The organism is Microbacterium sp. ZW T5_45 (assembly GCF_044987415.1).
In the GTDB taxonomy this organism is placed as follows: domain Bacteria; phylum Actinomycetota; class Actinomycetes; order Actinomycetales; family Microbacteriaceae; genus Microbacterium.
This window is the reverse complement of sequence record NZ_JBJDRJ010000007.1, coordinates 1-18,723: the sequence shown is the minus strand read 5'-3', so window position 1 is coordinate 18,723 and position 18,723 is coordinate 1. Positions and strand designations below refer to the sequence as shown.

Below are 18,723 nucleotides of genomic sequence, written 5' to 3'. Positions count from 1 at the left end.
CGGCCGGCCCTTCGGGCCTGGGTCGACGGCAGCGCTGCGCGCTGACGTCGAGCTCATCCACCGCTGAGCTTCGTTCGCGAGAGGGCGCCCCTTCCGGGGCGCCCTCTTCGTGTCGTTAGGGTGGAGGCATGACTCGACACGCCGCACGTGCCGGAGCAGCCCTTGCCGGGATGCTCATCGTCCTGATCTCGCTGCTCCTCCCGACGGTCGCCGCACAGGCTGTCGGGGGAGACGACCTCATCGTCGTCGACACGGCAGGTCGACTCGATGTTCCCACTCTGGAGCGCGAGCTCGCGGACGTCGACTTCTACGAGCCCACGACCGTCGTGGTCTTCACCTACAGCGGGACGGCGAACGACAACCTGAATGAGAAGGTCCTGGAGTTCGCTCGGGCCGAGCATCCGGAATGGATCAGCGCCGACGGGCAGAAATGGGCCGACGGCCTCTTCATCTTCGCCCTCGACCCGGACGGCCGGCACGTCGGAACCTACTTCGGTGACGACCGCACCATCCCCCTCGACGATCAGGCGTCGATCCAGGAGGCCACGAAGGACGACTTCCGCGCCGCATTCTGGACCGAGGGCGTCGTCGTCGGCGTCAAGAAGGCCGCCTCGCTCATCAACCGACCGTGGTACGCATCGCCGGCGTTCATCGGCACGGCTGTGGGCGGGGGCGTGGTCGGCGTCGGCACGTGGGGCGGCATCCTGCTCGTCCGGGCGAATCGCCGGGGAAAGGTCGCCGCAGAACTCTCCCGCGGCGCAGAACACCTCACGAGCGTCACGATGGACCTCGATGAGACCGAGCTCGCGGCGCGGACGCTGCCGACGACCTCGTCGTTCGCGCAGCGCCTCGAGCAGCGTTTCCACGACTTCTCCGGGCGCTACTACAGCACGGTCGAGGAGCAGCAGCGCCTGCAGCTGCTCACCAAGAAGGAGCGATCGCGCTCGGAGGCCCCCGAGCAGGCGAAGGCATTCGCCGACGAGGCCGCCGAACTGGACTTCGTCGACAACGCGATCGTGAACGCTGCGGCTCTGCTGACCCGTGCCGCGACCTGGGAGAAGGCCTGGGCCGAGCAGGTCGAGCCTGTGCGGGAGGACATCGGCGCGATCTCGCAGCTCGTGTCCGACCCGAACTCCTATCCGCTCGCCTCGACGCAGGCGCTCGAGAGCTTCCGTGTCTCCGCAGAAGCCGAGATCGAGCGCCTGGGTGCGGATCTGCGCAGCCAGACCATCTCCGCCGAGACGGCATTGGAGGCGCTCGAGCGGTTGCGAGGAGAGCTGTCGCATCTGCTCCGCGAGCATTCGCGAGCCCTGATCGAGGTGTACGCGAAGTCGAACAGCGAGCGCGCATCGATCGAGGCCGCCATGGAGAAGCAGCGCCGCTCGGTGCCGCCGCGGTCCGGCTCGATCCTCGACACCGTGTACGGTCCCGGCCAGTTCTGGAATCCGATTTCGTTCAGCATCGGCTACTCGGCGGGTGTCAGCAGGGTCGAATCCGACCGTTCCGCGGCCGCGAGCAGCTCGTTCTCCGGGGGCTCGTCGACGGGCTATGGATCGAGCGGCGGGAGCTTCTCGGGATCGGGCAGCTCCTCGAGCTTCTAGACGGGACGGGTCACCTCCTCGAGCACCTCGACCACGTGACGATAGGGTCGGCCGGTCGCGCGACTCATCCCGATCTCGCAGGTGCGGTTGGCCGAGACGAAAGCGTCGAAGCCTCCGCGTGCGGTGTCGGCGCTCTCGAGCTCCGCGGACTCCACGGCTGTCGCGCTGGCCGTCAACTCCGGATGCAGCATCCCGCGGTCGCCCGCGAATGCGCAGCATCCCCAGCCGTCGGGGATGAACACGTCGTTCGCGACGGCCCGGGCGATCTCGGTGAGGGCATCGGTCGCGCCCAGCGCGGTCGTCGAGCAGGTGGGATGCACGGCGATGCTGTCGAGCCGGGCTCCCACGGTGAGATGGGGCAGCGCCTCTCGGGCGATGAACGTGGTGGCGTCCTCGATGACCAGGCCTGCGTACTCCGGGTGAGCGGCGAGCGACTTCGCGAGCATCGTGTGCAGACCCTCGGTGCAGGATGCCGCATCGCACACGACGGGCAGCTCACCTCCGCGGCTGGCCGCCCAGAGGGACGCGAGCGTGCGCTTCGTCATCCGTTCGTATCCGTCGAGATGGCCCTTGGACTTCCATGGGGTCCCGCAGCAGAGACCGCCCGCATCATCCGGGATCACGACCGGGATGCCGGCTCGATCGAGGATCGAGCGTACGGCATCCCGTGATCCGATCCCGTGGTCTTCGGCTCCGAACATGGTGCCGATGCAGGCCCCGAAGAACACCGCCCGCGCATCGGCAGGGACATGGGGCGTGGGCGGTGCGGATCCGCCACGAGGCAGACCGGAATCGTACAGCGGGACCGTGTCGTCCCCGAGGACCGCTCGAGCGAGCTTCGTGACGCCGGTGACCAGGGGAGCGGGCGCGGCATCCGCCACGGTCAGGGCGATGCCACCCAGACGCGTCACCGCGCCCCATCCCGCTGCCGCCGCATTCCAGAGCCCGTTCTCGATCTTCGACGACTCCTCCGCACGCAGCCTGCGCACGAGGTCCCCGGTGTTGATGTCGACGGGGCATGCGATTGCGCACATGCCGTCGACGGCACAGGTCTGCACGCCGTCGTAGTCGTAGTCCGCCCTGAGTTCCGCGAGGAGCTTGTGGTCGCCCTGCTCCTCTGCCCAGGCCATGTCGCGCCGCAGGACGATCCGTTGGCGGGGCGTCAGCGTGATGGTCTTGCTCGGGCAGGTCGGCTCGCAGTAGCCGCACTCCACGCATCGGTCGACCTCCTTCTCGACGGTCGGCACCCGCTTGAGGTCGCGGAGGTACGAGTCCGCCTCGTCCGACAGCACCACACCGGGGTTCAGGATGCCGTCGGGGTCGAGCAGTCGCTTGACCTCCCACATCAGATCCGTGAGTTCGTCGCCGTACTGTCGCCGGACGAACGGAGCCATGATGCGCCCTGTGCCGTGTTCCGCCTTCAGCGATCCGCCCTGACTGAGGACCAGGTCGACGAGGTCGTCGGTGAATCGACGGTAACGTGCGACGCTCTCGGGATCGTCGAAGCGTTCGTTGAGCAGGAAGTGGACATTGCCGTCCTTGGCGTGACCGAAGATCACCGAGTCCTCGTATTCGTGAGCGGCGAAGAGCTCGATGAGCCGTTCGCAGGTCACGAGCAATCGATCGACGGGCACCACGATGTCCTCGAGAAGAGCGGTCGTGCCCGACGGGCGCGCACCGGCGATGGCCGTGTACAGACCCTTCCGCACATGCCAGAGAGCGGCCCGCTCGGCGGCGTCCACCGTGAGACGGGCCTCGATGCTCAGGGGGAGCGTCGCGACGTGGTCGAGCACGACGGAGGTTTCGCGCCTCAGGCTGTCGTCGTCGGCCGCGTGCACCTCGACGAGCAGCGCGGCGTGACCCTGCACGTCGATCGCGGCGATCGCCGGCGGAACATCGCTCAGTCCCTGCGCGACGCGCAGGGAGGCGGCGTCCAGGAGCTCGATCGTGGCGAGTCCGAGCGCGGCGAGCTCGGGGAGTGCTGCCATCGCGTCGGACAGGCTCTCGAACACCAGCAGGCCGGTGGCGACCGCGGGGCGGATCTCGATCGTGCGGAATCGCGCCTCGGCGACGAAGGCGAGAGTGCCCTCGGAGCCGATCACGAGATGCTCCAGGATCCGGACAGGGTCCTCGAAGTCCAGCAGGGCGTTGATGCCGTAGCCCATCGTGTTCTTCATCGAGAACTGCTGCTTCACGAACGCGACGTTCTCGGGGGAGGACAACAGGCGGCGCCGCAGATCGAGCAAGCCGTCCGCGATCTGCGGCTCCGCGGCCCGCAGTCGCGTGTTCGCGTCGGCTGCGCCGGTGTCGATGACGGTCCCGCTCGGCAGCACGAGTACGAGGGAGTCCACGGTCCGGTACGAGTTCTCGATGATGCCGCACGCCATTCCGCTGGAGTTGTTCGCAATGACGCCGCCGATCGTGCACGCGATCTCGCTGGCGGGATCGGGGCCGAGCTTGCGGCGGTGGCGAGCGAGCCGGGTGTTCACCTGACGCACGGTCGCTCCGGGGCCGACCCGCACGAATGCACCATCGTCCTCGACCCGGACATCGCGGAAGTGACTGCGCGTGTCGACGAGGACATCGCCGGTCACGCCCTGTCCCGACAGGCTCGTGCCGCCGGAACGGAAGGTGAGGGTGCGGCCCGCAGCGCGCACGGCGTGGAAGGCGCGCGCCACCCCATCGGCATCCGCCGGGGAGAGAACCGCATCGGGGATCAGAAGGTAGTGCGAGGCGTCGTGAGCGCGCGAGAAGCGGTCGATCGAGCGGGTGCGCACTTCGGTGACGGAGCCGAGCAGATCGGCATCCAGCGGTGGGGCCACGGTTGCGGGCACGGTGTCTCCTCGACGTCGACTCGACAGTGGTGAACAGATTGTAAGACAAGTGTACCGAACTTGGTCGACGCGATAGAATGCCTGCATGATCACGAGTCCGGATGACGCCCTCGGCGTGGTCGGCGTCGTGGATGCGGTCACCGCGCACCTCCGCTCGCGCATCCTCTCGGGCGAGGTGCTCTCCGGCGTTCCCGTCACGGAGGCGGCGGTCTCAGAGGCGTACGGTGTCGCGCGGCCGAGCGCGAAGGCTGCGATCGAGCAGCTCGTCGCCTCCGGGCTGTTGGCGCGGACCGCCCATCGCAGTGCGCGCGTCGTCGACATCGATGCGGCGATGGTGCGGGACGTCTACCGCACCCGCACCCGGCTCGAGAGCGCCGCGCTGCGCGAGCTGGCCGTTCGTCGGGACGTCCCATCGGCGGCTGTCGCAGCCAATGCCGAGATCGCCGAGCTCTCCGGAGGCCCCGATCCCGCGAGCGTGGAGCCCGACCTCCGCTTCCACACCGCGATCATCGACGCCATCCGCAGCGAGCGGACCGGACGCATGTATCGGAGCGTGCTCGACGAGGTGCGCCTGTGCATGGCGCAGGTCCAAGGTCGTCGTCTGCTGGATGCCGCGGACATCGCCGCTCAGCACACGTTGATCCTGCAGGCCGTCGCCGACGGCGAAGCCGGACTCGCAGCCGACCTGCTCGCGGTCCACCTGTCGGCGGCCGAGGAGCGTCTCGTGGAGGCTTTGACGGCGGAGTGACTACTCCGCCGGAGCATCCTCGACCACGATAGGAGTGTCAGTCGGGTCGGCCCAGACCGGCTGGGGGAGCAGGGTGTCGACCTGACCGTCCTGGATCGCACGCAGTGCCTCGGTGATCTCGTCGGCATTCTCCGGCACCGCGAGCCCGCAGGTGCGCAGCTCCGAGGCGAACTTGAGGGTGAGTCGGCTCTTGCCGGCCTCGATCGCCTCGGCGGTCGTGCCCGTGAGCTTCTCGCTGCCGGTCTGGATGTCGGACACCTGATCGCAGACGTGGTACACGGAACCGCCGGCGACCCACACGACCTCGTCCGCGCCGAGCAGCTGGATCACGGCGGACTGGTCGGCCGTGTACTGCTCGACGGATGCCGGCGAGAAGTCGATGCCGATGAACGCCGCGATCGCGGCGAGGGCGATGCCGACGATCCCCGCCGTCGTCTTCTGGCCCCTGTCCATGTCCTTGTTCAGGAAGATGAGGATGATGAGCGGCAGGAACGCCACGATCGCGATGATCGCACCGAGCTGGTTCTGCACGAAGAAGCGCACGGTGTCGGACTTACGTGCCGGGTCCAGGCGATTCGCCTTCTTCCAGAGCAGCGAACCGATGATGGACAGCGCGGCGATCACGACGAGCAGCACGAGGAGGGTGATGAAGGCCCACTGCGGGAACTGCGCGGTGACACCGCGTTCCTCGAGCAGTCCGGTGTCAGGATCGCGGAAGAGCGTGCCGTCCTCCCCGACGTAGACGCGCTGCCGCAGAACCCAGAAGATCGCGACGGCCTCGCCCGCTATGGCGACGATCCACAGCACCAGCGCGATCCAGCGGAACGTCGTCGCCTTCGACTTCGCTGCGGCGGTCGGCTTCCAGTTCGCTGCCGGCTCCGCCACGTCGTCGGTCTTGTTCTCGGCCACGGTCTCGCCCTCTCGTCACGCGCACCTGAGGCGCTGTCAGCCCAGAGCCTAGTGGACAGTGTGACCTACGCTGGAGGTATGACCTCCGATTCCGACGACGCCCTGTCCTGGGACGGCGACGACGAGCCGACGACTCCGACCCCGCGACGGCAGAAGCGACGCCCGTCCGAAGCGGAGACGGATGCCGGTGACGCCGGCGAGCCGGCAACGACGGAGGCCGGTCCCGACCGCTCCATCCCGGTGCAGGCACCCGCGGCGGCGACGACGTTCCCCTCGACATCGTCGGGTGCGGCATCCGGCCCCCGACTCGTCGACGTGGACGAGCTCGACGAGGACGAGACCGAGGAGCCGGCCGGCCTCAGCACGGTGATGCTGCTGACCCTCGGAGTGATCGGCGGGATCTACCTCCTCTACAGCGTCGGCTGGGTGGTCGGCGGCCTGCGGCTGCAACCGCTCGCGAGCTTCTTCGTCGTCGACGCGATGTTCCTGCCGTGGTTCGTGCTGGCAGTCGCCGCGCCCGCGCTCTGGTTCCTGGCCGTATGGGTGCTCACGCGGGGTCGCGCGAGTTGGATCCGCATCAGCGCGCTCATCCTGGGAGTGATCCTCCTCGTGCCGTGGCCGTTCGTAACCGTAGGAGCAATCGGATGAACACGCCCGTCCCCGCCGCACCGGCGACAGCCTCGTCACCCCGCTGGCTCACCGGACTCGTCCTCGGGCTCGCCGGCCTGTTCTACGCCTACGCGGTGTGGAATGCGATCGCCCGTCTCGCTTCCATGGCCTCGCCGAACGGGCTCACCGGCACGGGATGGGTGACGATGCTGTTCGGAGTGCTTTTCCCGGCGCTCGTGTTCGTTTTCGCTCTCGGGATCGGACGTCGTCGCCCCGTCGGAACCCTCGCACTTGTGCTCCTCACCGGGCTCGGCATCGTAGCGGTGTTCTGGCTGAGCCTGCTCGGCTACAGTCTGCTCAACGCCGAACAACTCGTCGGCTCGGCGTCCTGACCCCTCGTCACACGCACGGGGCGCTCCCGGCGCTCGGGTAGAGTTGGACCGATCGCGCCCCCGCTGGTGTGCGGCGCATCGGCCCCTCCCGCTTGTCGCGCTGCCCCGAAGGATCCACTGTGCCGAAGCCTGTTGTGCTCATCGCCGAAGAACTCTCACCCGCCACCATCGAGGCTCTGGGCCCCGACTTCGACGTGCGCAACGTCGATGGCACCGATCGTGAGGCGCTCTTCGCATCGCTCGCCGACGCGGACGCGGTGCTGATCCGTTCGGCGACCCGCATCGACGAGGAGGCCCTCTCGCACGCGCCGAACCTCAAGGTCGTCGCGCGCGCCGGCGTCGGTCTCGACAACGTCGACATCAAGGCGTCGACGACCGCGGGCGTCATGGTCGTCAACGCGCCGACCTCGAACATCGTGTCGGCAGCCGAGCTGACCGTCGGCCACATCCTCAGCCTCGCCCGCCGGATCCCGGCCGCCCACGCATCGCTTTCCGCGGGGGAGTGGAAGCGCAGCTCCTACACCGGTGCCGAGCTGTTCGAGAAGACCGTCGGCATCATCGGCCTGGGGCGCATCGGCGCCCTGGTCGCCGCCCGTCTGGCCGCCTTCGACATGCGCGTCGTGGCATACGACCCCTACGTCACCTCGGCCCGTGCCCAGCAGCTCGGCGTGCAGCTGCTCTCGCTCGACGAGCTCATCGCCGAGTCGGACTTCATCACGATCCACATGCCGAAGACCCCCGAGACGACCGGGATGCTCAGCACCGAGCAGTTCAGGGCGATGAAGTCCTCGGCCTACGTCGTCAACGTCGCACGCGGCGGCCTGATCGACGAGGAGGCGCTCCTCGAGGCGCTCACGTCCGGTGAGATCGCCGGCGCCGGGCTCGACGTGTTCACCTCCGAGCCGCCGAAGCCCGACAGCACGGCCAGCGCGCTCACCGCGCTGCCGAACGTCGTCGTCACCCCTCACCTCGGTGCGAGCACCGACGAGGCGCAGGAGAAGGCCGGCGTCTCGGTCGCCCGCTCGGTGCGCCTCGCACTCGGCGGCGACCTCGTGCCCGACGCCGTGAACGTCGCCGGCGGCGTCATCGACCCCTACGTCCGCCCTGGCATCTCGCTGGTCGAGAAGCTCGGACAGATCTTCTCGGCTCTCGCCACCTCGCCGCTCACGAGCCTCGATGTCGAGGTGCACGGCGAGCTCAACGACTACGACGTCAGCGTCCTCAAGCTCGCCGCGCTCAAGGGCGTGTTCACCAACATCGTCAGCGAGACCGTGTCGTACGTGAACGCTCCGCTGCTGGCCGAGCAGCGCGGCATCGCCGTTCGTCTGCTCAAGGACGATGTCAGCGACGAGTACCGCAACGTGATCACCCTCACAGGCGCGCTGTCGGACGGCACGCAGCTGTCGGTCTCGGGCACGCTGACCGGACCGAAGCAGGCCGAGAAGCTCGTAGGCATCAACGACCACGCGATCGAGCTGCCGATCGAGAAGCACCACGTCGTGATGCTCTACACCGACCGCCCCGGAATCGTCGCGGTCTACGGCCAGAAGTTCGGCGAGGCCGGCATCAACATCGCCGGCATGCAGATCTCGCGTCGCGCCGCCGGCGACCAGGCGCTCAGCGTGCTCACGCTCGACTCGCCGGTCTCCGAGGAGCTGCTCGACGACGTGAGTGCGGCCATCGAGGCGGATCTGTTCCGACAGATCGAGATCACCGAGGTCTGAGACCGAGGCACTGCGGATGCAGGGCGGGGCGCGATCAGCGCTCCGCCCTGCGTGCGTTCAGGGGGCGTTCTTCTCGGGAGCGGTCGTGCGCAGCACGAGTGCGATGAGCGCCTCGAGCTCCGCCGGCCCGGGGACCAGGTGCTCCGAGCCGTTCACGTCGAGTGAGTTGTTGAAATACAGGCCGTCGCTGAGGAGCATCACGAGGTCGAGGCTCGTCTGATCCCGCACATGGGGTCGTATCAGATCCTCCCAGCGGTGGCGCGACTCGCGCAGCGCGTCGGCCGCGGCCACGGATCCGCCCTGTGCGAGGCGGGATGCCGAGACCAGAGCGCGGTCGAGAGCGTCGTCCTCCATGACCGAGGTGCGCACGTAGTAGGCGACAGGACCCTCATCGGCGGCGGTCATCCGTTCGACATCCGCTGTGGTGAGCGCGTCGAGCCGGTCGAGGAGCCCCTGGATCAGATCCTCTTTGGACCCGAAGTGGTAGAGCAGTCCGCCTTTCGAGACTCCTGCCGCTCTGGCGGTGGCATCGAGCGTCGCCGCGCGTTCGCCGTCGGTGAGGATCAGCGCCTCGAAGGCGTCGAGCACGCGTTCGCGTGCGAGTGGTGGTCGCGGCATGGATCCTCTGCTCGGTCGTCTCACAGTCCGGATTCTGTTACTATACCAGCCGGACGGTTTAGTAACGGACCGCCACGATTCTGAGAGGTGCTCCATGACGCACACCGCGTCGACCCCGATGACCGAGACGGATGCTCCCCGGGTGGGCGCGAGAGGATGGGCAGCGCTCGTCGTGCTCATGCTCCCCGTGCTGCTCGTGTCCGTCGACAACACGGTGCTGAGCTTCGCTCTGCCCGAGATCTCGATCGCTCTCGCGCCCTCTGGTGCCGAGCAGCTGTGGATCATCGACGTGTATCCGCTGGTGCTCGCAGGGCTTCTGGTGACGATGGGGACCATGGGGGATCGCTTCGGACGACGCCGGATGCTGCTGATCGGGGCGAGCGGCTTCGCCGCCGTGTCGGTACTGGCCGCGTTCGCGCCGACGGCGGGGCTGCTGATCGCCGCACGTGCACTCCTCGGCTTCTTCGGAGCCATGCTCATGCCGTCGACCCTCTCGCTGCTGCGCTCGATCTTCGTCAACCGCGATCAGCGCCGGCTCGCGATCGCCGTCTGGGCATCGGCCTTCTCCGCCGGCGCCGCGCTGGGCCCGATCGTCGGAGGATTCCTGCTCGAGCACTTCAGCTGGGGCTCGGTGTTCCTCATCGCCGTTCCGGTACTGATCCCGCTGCTCATCGCCGCGCCGATCCTCGTGCCTGAGAGCCGCGACCCGAAGCCGGGGCGCATCGACCTGATCAGCATCGCCCTCTCGATGGCGGCGATGATCCCGGTGGTCTACGCGATCAAGTCGCTCGCCGTGGACGGGCCGACCGTCATCGCTGCTGCCTGGGCCTTCCTCGGCATCCTGATGGGCGTGCTGTTCGTGCGCCGCCAGTTGCGCGCGGAGATCCCGATGCTCGACATGGCGCTGTTCCGCCGGGGGACCTTCTCCGGCGCGATCCTCGTGAACCTCCTCAGCGTGGTCAGCCTCGTCGGCTTCCTCTATTTCGTGTCGCAGCATCTGCAACTGGTGCTCGGCCTGTCGCCGATGATGGCGGGTCTGGCTCTGGTGCCGGGAATGGCGGTGATGATCGTCGCAGGTCTCGCCGTCGTCCCGATCTCGCGGAGGATCCCGCCGCATGTGGTCGTGCCGATCGGTCTCGCCTTCTCGGTGGCCGGGTACCTGATCGTCGCGTTCACGACCCACGCCCACGGTGTCGCTCCGCTGATCGTCGCCTTCGTGGTGCTCGGCATCGGGATCGGCGCCGCCGAGACGATCTCGAACGAGCTCATCCTCTCGAGCGCTCCCGCTGCGAAGGCGGGCGCGGCGAGCGCGGTCTCCGAGACCGCGTATGAGCTCGGCGCTGTACTGGGCACCGCGGTGCTCGGAGGCATCATCACGGCGTTCTACCGCTCGGCGATCGTGCTGCCGGACGGCCTGCCCGCCGAGGCGATGACCGCCGCCAGAGAGACGCTCGCCGGTGCCTACACGCAGGCGCAGGACCTGCCCGCCGAGATCGGCGATGCGCTGTGGCAGGCCGCTGCCGATGCGTTCGGCTCCGGCGTCATGATCACCTCGTTCATCGGCGCGGGACTCGTCGTGGTCGCCGGCGTCATCGCCGCCGTCACACTGCGCAAGGCGCCCATGCACTGAGCACTACGCTGGAGGGATCGGCGTCCGTTCGTCAGCGACGCCGATCCCCGAGCAAGGAGTGTCATGTCGCGTGTCGTGAAGCTGGCCGTCATCCCCGGTGACGGCATCGGTCCCGAGGTCATCGCCGAGGCGGAGAAGGTGCTCGACGCCGTCACTGCCGACAGCGACGTGACGTTCGACAAGACCCGCTTCTCGCTCGGCGCCGCGCGCTATCTCGAGACCGGCGACACGCTCACCGATGACGACCTCACCGCCATCGCGGCGCACGATGCGATCCTGTTGGGCGCGGTCGGCGGCACACCGGGCGACCCGCGACTGAAGGATGCGAACATCGAGCGAGGCCTGCTCCTCAAGCTGCGCTTCACGCTCGACCACTACGTCAACCTGCGCCCGTCGAAGCTCTTCGTCGGCGCAGCGGGTCCGCTGGCGGACCCGGGCGACATCGACTTCGTCGTCGTCCGCGAAGGCACCGAGGGACCGTACGTCGGCAACGGCGGTGCGATCCGCAAGGGCACCCCGCACGAGGTCGCGAACGAGACCAGCGTCAACACGGCCTTCGGGGTCGAGCGGGTCGTCCGCCACGCCTTCGACCTGGCGGAGCGCCGCCGCAAGAAGCTCACGCTCGTCCACAAGACGAACGTTCTCGTGCATGCCGGTGCCATCTGGCAGCGGATCGTGAACGAGGTCGCCGCAGAGCATCCTGATGTCGCGGTCGACTACCTCCACGTCGACGCCGCCACGATCTTCCTCGTGACGGACGCGTCGCGTTTCGACGTCATCGTCACCGACAACCTCTTCGGTGACATCCTCACGGATCTCGCCGGTGCTGTCACCGGCGGGATCGGACTCGCCGCGTCCGGGAACATCAACCCGTCCGGCGCCTTCCCGTCGATGTTCGAGCCGGTGCACGGTTCGGCTCCCGACATCGCGGGGCAGCAGAAGGCCGATCCGACCGCTGCGATCCTCTCGATCGCGCTGCTGCTCGACCACCTCGGCCTCACCGCCGAATCCGCACGCGTCAGCGCCGCTGTCGAGGCGGACATCGCGGGCCGTGACGGCTCGCGCACCACCTCCGAGATCGGCTCCGCGATCGCCGCACGTCTCTGACCTACGGGCGTAGGCTGAGACCGCGCGAGGACGCGTCCATACCTCAGAACGGATAATCACCATGACGACCATCGACGCTCAGGCGCCCGCAGCGCCGCTCGATTTCGCTGTGACCAAGAACCTCGCCGCGGCCTCGCCCGCGCGAGTCGCCGAAGTGCTGGAGAACCCCGGCTTCGGCGTCGTCTTCACCGACCACATGGTCGACATCTGCTGGTCGGTCAAGGGCGGCTGGCACCGCCCGCGCGTCCAGCCGTACGGCCCGATCCCGCTCGACCCCGCGGCCTCGGTGCTGCACTACGGTCAGGAGATCTTCGAGGGCATCAAGGCGTACCGTCACGCCGACGGCTCGGTGCACACCTTCCGTCCGGACCGCAACGCGGCTCGCCTGCAGGCGAGCGCCCGTCGTCTCGCCCTGCCCGAGCTGCCGACCGAATACTTCATCCAGTCGCTGCGCGAAATCATCGCGGTCGACGAGCGCTGGGTGCCGTCCGGAGACGACCAGAGCCTGTACCTGCGACCGTTCATGTTCGCCAAGGAGGCCTTCCTCGGTGTCCGCGCCGCGCAGAAGGTCGCCTACTACGTGATCGCCAGCCCGGCGGGCGCCTACTTCACCGGTGGCGTGAAGCCGGTGCGCATCTGGCTGTCCGAGGACTACGCCCGCGCGGGTCGCGGCGGCACCGGCAAGGCGAAGACCGGTGGCAACTACGCGTCCAGCCTGCTGCCGCAGGCCGAGGCGAGTGAGAAGGGCTGCGACCAGGTCGTGTTCCTCAACGAGAACCGCGACGTGGAAGAGCTCGGCGGCATGAACGTCGTGTTCGTGTTCAAGGACGGCCGCGTCGTGACTCCCGAGTCCGACAGCATCCTCGAGGGGATCACACGCGATTCGCTGCTGCAGCTCGCGGAGGACCGCGGCTACACGGTGGAGAAGCGACCGATCTCGATCGACGAGTGGCGTGAGGGAGTCGCCTCCGGCGACATCGTCGAGGTGTTCGCCTGCGGCACCGCCGCCGTCGTCACGCCCATCGGCGCTCTCGTCGGCGAGGGGTTCGACGAGGCCCAGCCCCTCGGCGAGCTCGCGCTGTCGCTGCGCGAAGAGCTCACCGACATCCAGTACGGCCGTCGTGAAGACCGCCACGGCTGGCTCCTGCGCCTCGACGCCTGATCACCCGGGACGTTCCCAGACCCCGCCTCCCGCTCGCGCGAGGCGGGGTCTCGTCGTCGTGTCGTCTGGCTAGGCTGGACGCATGAAGATCGCCCGTTTCAGCCATGACGACGCCATCCTGTTCGGGATCGTCGACGACACCGACCTCGTCGTGCTCGCCGGCGATCCGCTGTTCGCCGGATACGAGCCGACCGGTGCGCGGGTCCCGATCGCGGATGCCGTGCTCCTCGCGCCGGTGATCCCGAGGTCGAAGATCGTGTGCGTGGGGAAGAACTATCACGACCACGCGGCGGAGATGGGAGGAGTGGCTCCGGAGGAGCCGCTGTTGTTCCTCAAGCCGAACACGTCCGTGATCGGTCCCGGCGACGCCATCGTGCGCCCGGCGATCTCGGAACAGACCGAGCACGAGGGCGAGCTCGCCGTCGTCATCGGCAAGGTCGCCAAGAACGTCACGGCCGAGAACGCCCTCGACCATGTCCTCGGCTACACGATCGCCAACGACGTGACGGCTCGCGATCTGCAGCGCAAGGACGGACAGTGGACGCGAGCGAAGGGATTCGACACGTTCTGCCCGCTCGGACCGACGATCAACACCGACTTCGATCCGGCATCCGCGACCATCGAGACCCGCGTTAACGGTGAGGTGCGTCAGAAGGCGCCGCTCACCGACATGATCCACTCGGTCGCCGACATCATCGCCTACGCCTCGGCGGTGTTCACGCTGCTGCCGGGCGACGTGATCCTCACCGGTACGCCGGCGGGGGTCGGCACGTTCCAGGCGGGAGACACGGTCGAGGTGGAGATCACCGGGCTGGGCATCCTACGCAACCCCGTTCGCGACGCCCGGTGACGCTGCTCTCGCCCGAGCAGCAGAGGGCGGTCCAGCGGCGCACCGTTCTGGTCCTGGCGCTCGGTCAGGTGCTCGGCGGGATCGCCTTCGGGGCGACCGTGTCGCTCGGTGCTCTGCTCGCCGCCGATCTCTCGGGCGACGACGGGCTCTCCGGGCTGGCGACCGCATCGGTGACGCTGGGGCCGGCGCTGTGCGCGATCCCGCTCGCACGGATGGCGTCGCGCTTCGGGCGCCGGCGGGCTCTGACTCTCGGCAACCTGTTCGCACTGATCGGAATCGGCATCGTCGTGTTCGCCGTCTCGGTGTGGGTCTTCCCGTTGCTGCTGATCGGCACGCTCATGATCGGCGCGGGCAACGCGGGGAATCTGCAGTCGCGCTTCGCCGCGACCGATCTCGCCGCGCCGCAGCATCGGGGCAGGGATCTGTCGATCGTGGTGTGGTCGACGACGATCGGCGGAGTCGCGGGACCGCTGCTGCTCGGCCCGGGCGAGGCCGTCGGTGCGGCGATCGGGATGCCGCCGCAGACCGGTTCCTACGTGTTCTCCTTCGTGGCCCAGCTGGTCGCCCTCGCTCTCTATCTGGTGGCGCTTCGACCCGATCCGCTGCTCACGGCGCAGCGACTGGCGGCTCGCGTCGTCGCCGCTGATGCCACGGCCAGGCAGGACCGGCCCGTCGTCGCGCGGTATGCGATCTTCGCGATCGCCGGTTCCCACGTCGTCATGGCATCCGTCATGGCGATGACCCCGGTGCACCTCTCGCACATGGCGCACACCATGCACGGAGCGTCGACCACAGCGGCCGACGTCTCCGCGCTCGTCGGCATCACCATCGCGTTGCACGTCGGCGGCATGTATGCGCTGTCGCCGGTCTTCGGGGTGCTCGCCGATCGGTGGGGCCGACTGCGCGTCGTCCTTCTCGGCCAGGTGCTGCTCGCCGGGGCCTTGGTGTTCGCCGTGTTCACGAACGATCGGGCGTGGGGTGTGATCGTCGCCCTGATCCTGCTGGGACTGGGCTGGAGCGCCGCGACCGTCGCCGGGGCGGCGCTGCTGACCGAGGCCAGTGCACCGGAACTGCGCACACGGCGCCAGGGGCGCAGCGACTCGCTGATGAGCCTGAGCGCCGCGGTCGGGGCGGTGCTGGCGGGCGTGATCCTCTCGAACTTCCAGTACGCGGGGCTCGGCATGGCGGCATCCGTCATCGTCGTGGCGATCCTCGCACTGTCGCCTCTCGCCGTGCGTGAGTCGGGCGGGCTCCGAGTCGGCGGATAGCGCGCGGGCGGATCGGGGCGCGCGGATAGAATCGAGGGGCTATGGCTACTCCTCATCCCGCCACCACGACCGCCAGTGGTGCCGACGTCCGTGTCCGTTTCTGCCCGTCGCCGACCGGTCTGCCGCACGTCGGCATGGTCCGCACTGCCTTGTTCAACTGGGCCTACGCCCGCCACAACGGCGGCAAGATGGTGTTCCGCATCGAGGACACCGATGCCGCGCGTGACAGCGAGGAGAGCTTCCGTCAGCTCGTCGACGCGCTGACGTGGTTGAAGATCGACTGGGACGAGGGTGTCGAGGTGGGTGGTCCGCACGCGCCGTACCGCCAGTCCGAGCGTCACGACATCTACCATGGCGTGATCGAGAAGCTCCTCGCGACGGGTGCGCTCTACGAGAGCTACTCGACCGCCGAGGAGATCGACGCGCGCAATGAGGCGGCGGGCCGCGCGAAGCAGCTCGGCTACGACAACTTCGATCGCGATCTGACCGACGAGCAGAGGGCCGCGTTCCGCGCCGAGGGGCGCCAGCCCGCGCTGCGTCTGCGCGTGCCGGACGAGGACGTGACCTACGTCGACCTGATCCGTGGCGAGGTCACCTTCCCGGCCGGCTCGTTCCCCGATTTCGTGGTCGTCCGTCCGAACGGCATCCCCCTGTACACGTTCGTGAACCCGGTGGACGATGCGCTGATGGGCATCACGCATGTCCTCCGTGGCGAGGACCTCATGCCCTCGACCGCGCGTCAGCTGGCACTGTACGCGGCGCTGATCGACGCGGGTGTCACCACCTTCGTGCCGCGCTTCGCACACATGCCGCTGGTGCTGGGGGAGACCGGGACGAAGAAGCTCTCGAAGCGCGACCCGCAGGCCGACCTGTTCCTGCACCGCGAGCGCGGCTTCATCCACGAGGGTCTGCTGAACTATCTGGCGCTGCTGGGGTGGTCGATCGGTCCCGACCGCGACGTGTTCTCTCTCGACGAGTTCATCTCGGCGTTCGACATCACGAACGTGAACCCGAACCCGGCGCGATTCGACCAGAAGAAGGCGGAGTCGATCAACGGCGACCACATCCGGATGCTGGGGGGGAAGGACTTCGCCGAGCGGACGATCCCGTATCTGGCCGCCGCCGGGCTGTTCGACGAGCCCACGCATGAGCAGCTCGTGCTCGCGTTCCGTGCGGCACCGCTCGTGCAGGAGCGCGTGCAGCTTCTCGGTGATGTGCCTGGGATGCTCGGCTTCCTGTTCGTCGATGAGGTCTCGTACGACGCGGATGCGCTGAAGGGACTTCCCGCGAACGCGTCCGAGGTGCTCGAGGCCTGTGTCGCTGCGCTCGAGCCTGTGGAGGAGTTCACACCGGAGCGGATCCAGGATGCTCTCGCCACGGCGCTCGTCGAGAACCTCGCGCTCAAGCCGCGTGTCGCCTATGGGCCGCCGCGCGTGGCGATCACGGGCCGGCGGGTGTCGCCGCCTCTGTTCGAGTCGATGGAGCTGACCGGCAAGGACGAGTCGCTTCGTCGTCTGCGTGCGCTGGCCGCCACGCTGGTCTGAGCTTCGGTTCGAGAGGAGGGACGCCGGGTGGTGTCCCTCCTCTCGCGTTTCCGGCACGGGGCCTTCCACGGTCGACGCGCCCGAGCGGCGCGCGTCGTTTTGGCGATCGACGCGTGCTCGGGTAAGGTTGAATCTCGGTGCGAGGCTGCGGTTTCGCCCTTGGGGTATGGTGTAATTGGCAACACGGCTGATTCTGGTTCAGTTGTTCTTGGTTCGAGTCCAGGTACCCCAGCCATACGAAACCCGCGGATTCCCGCGGGTTTTCTGGTTTCCTGAGTGTCAGTGGTTCGTCGCGGTGGGACGGGACGAGTGCGGCGGGCTGTCGCGCGTGTTCCTGCGCGAGTTCTGGCAGGCTGAGCCACGATGTTCGTTTCAAGCTCAGGCGTGTCCGGCGCCCCTCGCGTGCTGCTGCTCCACGGCGGTGGCGTTGCGGGCTGGATGTGGGACTCTCTGCGACGAACGCTCGAGCCGAACCGTTCGGTTCTCGTTCCTGACCTGCCCGGACATGGTCGTTCGGCCGACGAGTCGTATACGTCCCATGCGGAGACGGTCGCGGCGCTCGCGCGGTCGATGAGAGCGACGGCGGGGGATCAGGTGGTCACGGTCGTCGGCTTCTCGCTCGGAGCTCAGCTCGCGCTTCGCCTCGCCTCGGAGCATCCCGACCTCGTGTCCCAGGCCGTGATCGTGAGCGCTCAGGCGAAGCCCCTGCCGCTCACCCGCTTCACACTGGCGGTGCTCGGCAAGAGTGCTCCGCTCACTCGCCGACGCTGGTTCGCACGCCTGCAGGCGCGGGAGCTCTTCGTCCCCGCCCATATGCTCGAGGAGTACATCAGTACCAGTGCGGGCATCACGAAGGAGTCCCTCCTCGCCGCAGTCGGCGACAACCTTCGCTTCGAATTGCCCGACGAATGGGCGCTGTTCCCCGGGCGGGCTCTCATCATGGTGGGCGGTCGAGAACGGCGTCTGATGCGCGAGTCCGCGGCCCCGATCCACGCGGCTCATCCTCGCAGCGAGCTGTCCGTCGTGGACGGGTGCGGTCACGGCATCCCGCTCCAGCGTCCCGAGTGGTTCAACGATCGCGTCGTTCGTTGGCTGGACGCTGAGTGAAGCGGGCTTCCTGAGAGTTCTTCTTCGGGCTCGGTCTGAGCGGGCATCCGCTGGGTTGCGGGACTGTTCTTCGGGTGTGTAGAGCAGATCTTGAGGGCTCGTGTGATCTATTCCGGTATTTCGGTTTTCTGACTCCTGATCTGGGGATTATCGGGGTGGGAATGTCGGTGGTCGGGTGTTCACTGGGGGTATGAACCCGATCACGGATGCTGCTCTCGGCAAGGCTGTTGATGGCCTGCGTGGGGTGCTGTCCGGGGGCGTGCTGGCGGGGTTGTCGGATGAGGATCGGGCCGGGGTGTTGCGGCCGTTGGGGGAGATCGGCCGGTTGACGGACGCGGTGGTCGTGGAGACGGTGGCGTGTGCGGATGTGGAGTTCGGTCACCGGTTCGGATGCTCGGGGATGAATGAGTTGTTGCAGCGGGCGTTGTTGACGGATGCGGCGTCGGCGGGGAAGACGATTCGGGTCGCGGCGGCGGTGCGGCGGGATGTGAGTTTGTCGTCGGGGGATCGTCTTCCGGCGAAGTGGCCGCTGCTGCGGGAGGTGCTGTTGGACGGGGTGATCGGGGTGGCGGGGTTTCTCGCGGCGATCGGCCCGTTGGAGGCGATCCAGGACAGGTTGC

General features: G+C 68.1%; 16 protein-coding genes and 1 tRNA gene. 14 read left to right on the top strand and 3 right to left on the bottom strand.

Translation table 11 applies throughout. The features are described 5' to 3' along the window. Positions 1-128 precede the first annotated feature (128 nt). Positions 129-1,601 (top strand): DUF5129 domain-containing protein, encoded by a 1,473-nt coding sequence (locus tag ACI3KS_RS04915; RefSeq protein ID WP_404915804.1) that lies wholly within the window; start codon positions 129-131, stop codon positions 1,599-1,601. Here the strand turns inward: ACI3KS_RS04915 and ACI3KS_RS04910 are convergent. Beyond that, positions 1,598-4,522, bottom strand: a complete 2,925-nt coding sequence (locus ACI3KS_RS04910) for an FAD-binding and (Fe-S)-binding domain-containing protein (RefSeq protein WP_404915802.1) — start codon at positions 4,520-4,522, stop codon at positions 1,598-1,600. The genes ACI3KS_RS04915 and ACI3KS_RS04910 overlap by 4 nt on opposite strands. On the opposite strand from ACI3KS_RS04910, the gene ACI3KS_RS04905 reads away from it, so the two are divergent. Continuing rightward, entirely contained in the window at positions 4,521-5,183 is a 663-nt protein-coding gene (locus ACI3KS_RS04905; protein ID WP_404915800.1) for a GntR family transcriptional regulator, read from the top strand. The two genes, ACI3KS_RS04910 and ACI3KS_RS04905, sit on opposite strands and share 2 nt — an antisense overlap. Here the strand turns inward: ACI3KS_RS04905 and ACI3KS_RS04900 are convergent, their stop codons facing one another. After that, positions 5,184-6,092 (bottom strand): hypothetical protein, encoded by a 909-nt coding sequence (locus ACI3KS_RS04900; protein WP_404915798.1) that lies wholly within the window; start codon positions 6,090-6,092, stop codon positions 5,184-5,186. A 78-nt stretch (positions 6,093-6,170) separates the two neighbouring features. Here ACI3KS_RS04900 and ACI3KS_RS04895 point away from each other — a divergent pair, with 78 nt between their 5' ends. From ACI3KS_RS04895 to serA, 3 genes are all read left to right on the top strand, one after another. Continuing rightward, the gene (locus tag ACI3KS_RS04895) at positions 6,171-6,740 is read left to right on the top strand and encodes a hypothetical protein (protein ID WP_404915796.1); all 570 of its coding nucleotides are present in this window, start codon (positions 6,171-6,173) and stop codon (positions 6,738-6,740) included. Continuing rightward, positions 6,737-7,093 (top strand): hypothetical protein, encoded by a 357-nt coding sequence (locus tag ACI3KS_RS04890; RefSeq protein WP_404915794.1) that lies wholly within the window; start codon positions 6,737-6,739, stop codon positions 7,091-7,093. The genes ACI3KS_RS04895 and ACI3KS_RS04890 overlap by 4 nt, the downstream gene beginning before the upstream one ends. A gap of 119 nt (positions 7,094-7,212) precedes the next feature. Then, positions 7,213-8,817 carry a phosphoglycerate dehydrogenase gene (gene serA / locus ACI3KS_RS04885; RefSeq protein ID WP_404915792.1) on the top strand — a complete coding sequence of 535 codons (1,605 nt, stop codon included), beginning with the start codon at positions 7,213-7,215 and terminating at the stop codon, positions 8,815-8,817. 57 nt (positions 8,818-8,874) lie between these two features. Here the strand turns inward: serA and ACI3KS_RS04880 are convergent, their stop codons facing one another. Then, positions 8,875-9,435 carry a TetR/AcrR family transcriptional regulator gene (locus ACI3KS_RS04880; RefSeq protein ID WP_404915790.1) on the bottom strand — a complete coding sequence of 187 codons (561 nt, stop codon included), beginning with the start codon at positions 9,433-9,435 and terminating at the stop codon, positions 8,875-8,877. 94 nt (positions 9,436-9,529) lie between these two features. Between ACI3KS_RS04880 and ACI3KS_RS04875 the strand changes: the two genes are divergently transcribed. The 9 genes from ACI3KS_RS04875 to ACI3KS_RS04835 all read left to right on the top strand — a co-directional run. Continuing rightward, a complete protein-coding gene (locus tag ACI3KS_RS04875) occupies positions 9,530-11,065 on the top strand; it encodes an MFS transporter (RefSeq protein ID WP_404915788.1) in 1,536 nt (511 codons plus the stop codon). Between the two features lie 63 nt (positions 11,066-11,128). Then, a complete protein-coding gene (locus ACI3KS_RS04870; protein ID WP_404915786.1) occupies positions 11,129-12,172 on the top strand; it encodes a 3-isopropylmalate dehydrogenase in 1,044 nt (347 codons plus the stop codon). 61 nt (positions 12,173-12,233) lie between these two features. After that, positions 12,234-13,334: a branched-chain amino acid aminotransferase gene (locus ACI3KS_RS04865; protein WP_404915784.1), complete on the top strand. Its 1,101-nt coding sequence runs from the start codon at positions 12,234-12,236 to the stop codon at positions 13,332-13,334. An 82-nt stretch (positions 13,335-13,416) separates the two neighbouring features. Next, entirely contained in the window at positions 13,417-14,184 is a 768-nt protein-coding gene (locus ACI3KS_RS04860) for a fumarylacetoacetate hydrolase family protein (protein WP_404915782.1), read from the top strand. Next, positions 14,181-15,452, top strand: coding sequence for an MFS transporter (locus ACI3KS_RS04855; RefSeq protein WP_404915780.1), 1,272 nt, complete (start codon positions 14,181-14,183; stop codon positions 15,450-15,452). Before ACI3KS_RS04860 ends, ACI3KS_RS04855 begins: the two co-directional genes overlap by 4 nt. A 41-nt stretch (positions 15,453-15,493) precedes the next feature. Then, entirely contained in the window at positions 15,494-16,996 is a 1,503-nt protein-coding gene (gene gltX, locus ACI3KS_RS04850) for a glutamate--tRNA ligase (protein WP_404915778.1), read from the top strand. Positions 16,997-17,156: 160 nt separating this feature from the next. Next, positions 17,157-17,231: transfer RNA gene (locus ACI3KS_RS04845), tRNA-Gln, on the top strand. Positions 17,232-17,380: 149 nt separating this feature from the next. After that, complete coding sequence (locus tag ACI3KS_RS04840) at positions 17,381-18,103, top strand: alpha/beta fold hydrolase (RefSeq protein WP_404915776.1); 723 nt, start codon at positions 17,381-17,383, stop codon at positions 18,101-18,103. 190 nt (positions 18,104-18,293) lie between these two features. Further along, positions 18,294-18,723: hypothetical protein (locus ACI3KS_RS04835; protein ID WP_404915774.1), on the top strand; the 430-nt coding region annotated here is incomplete at its 3' end.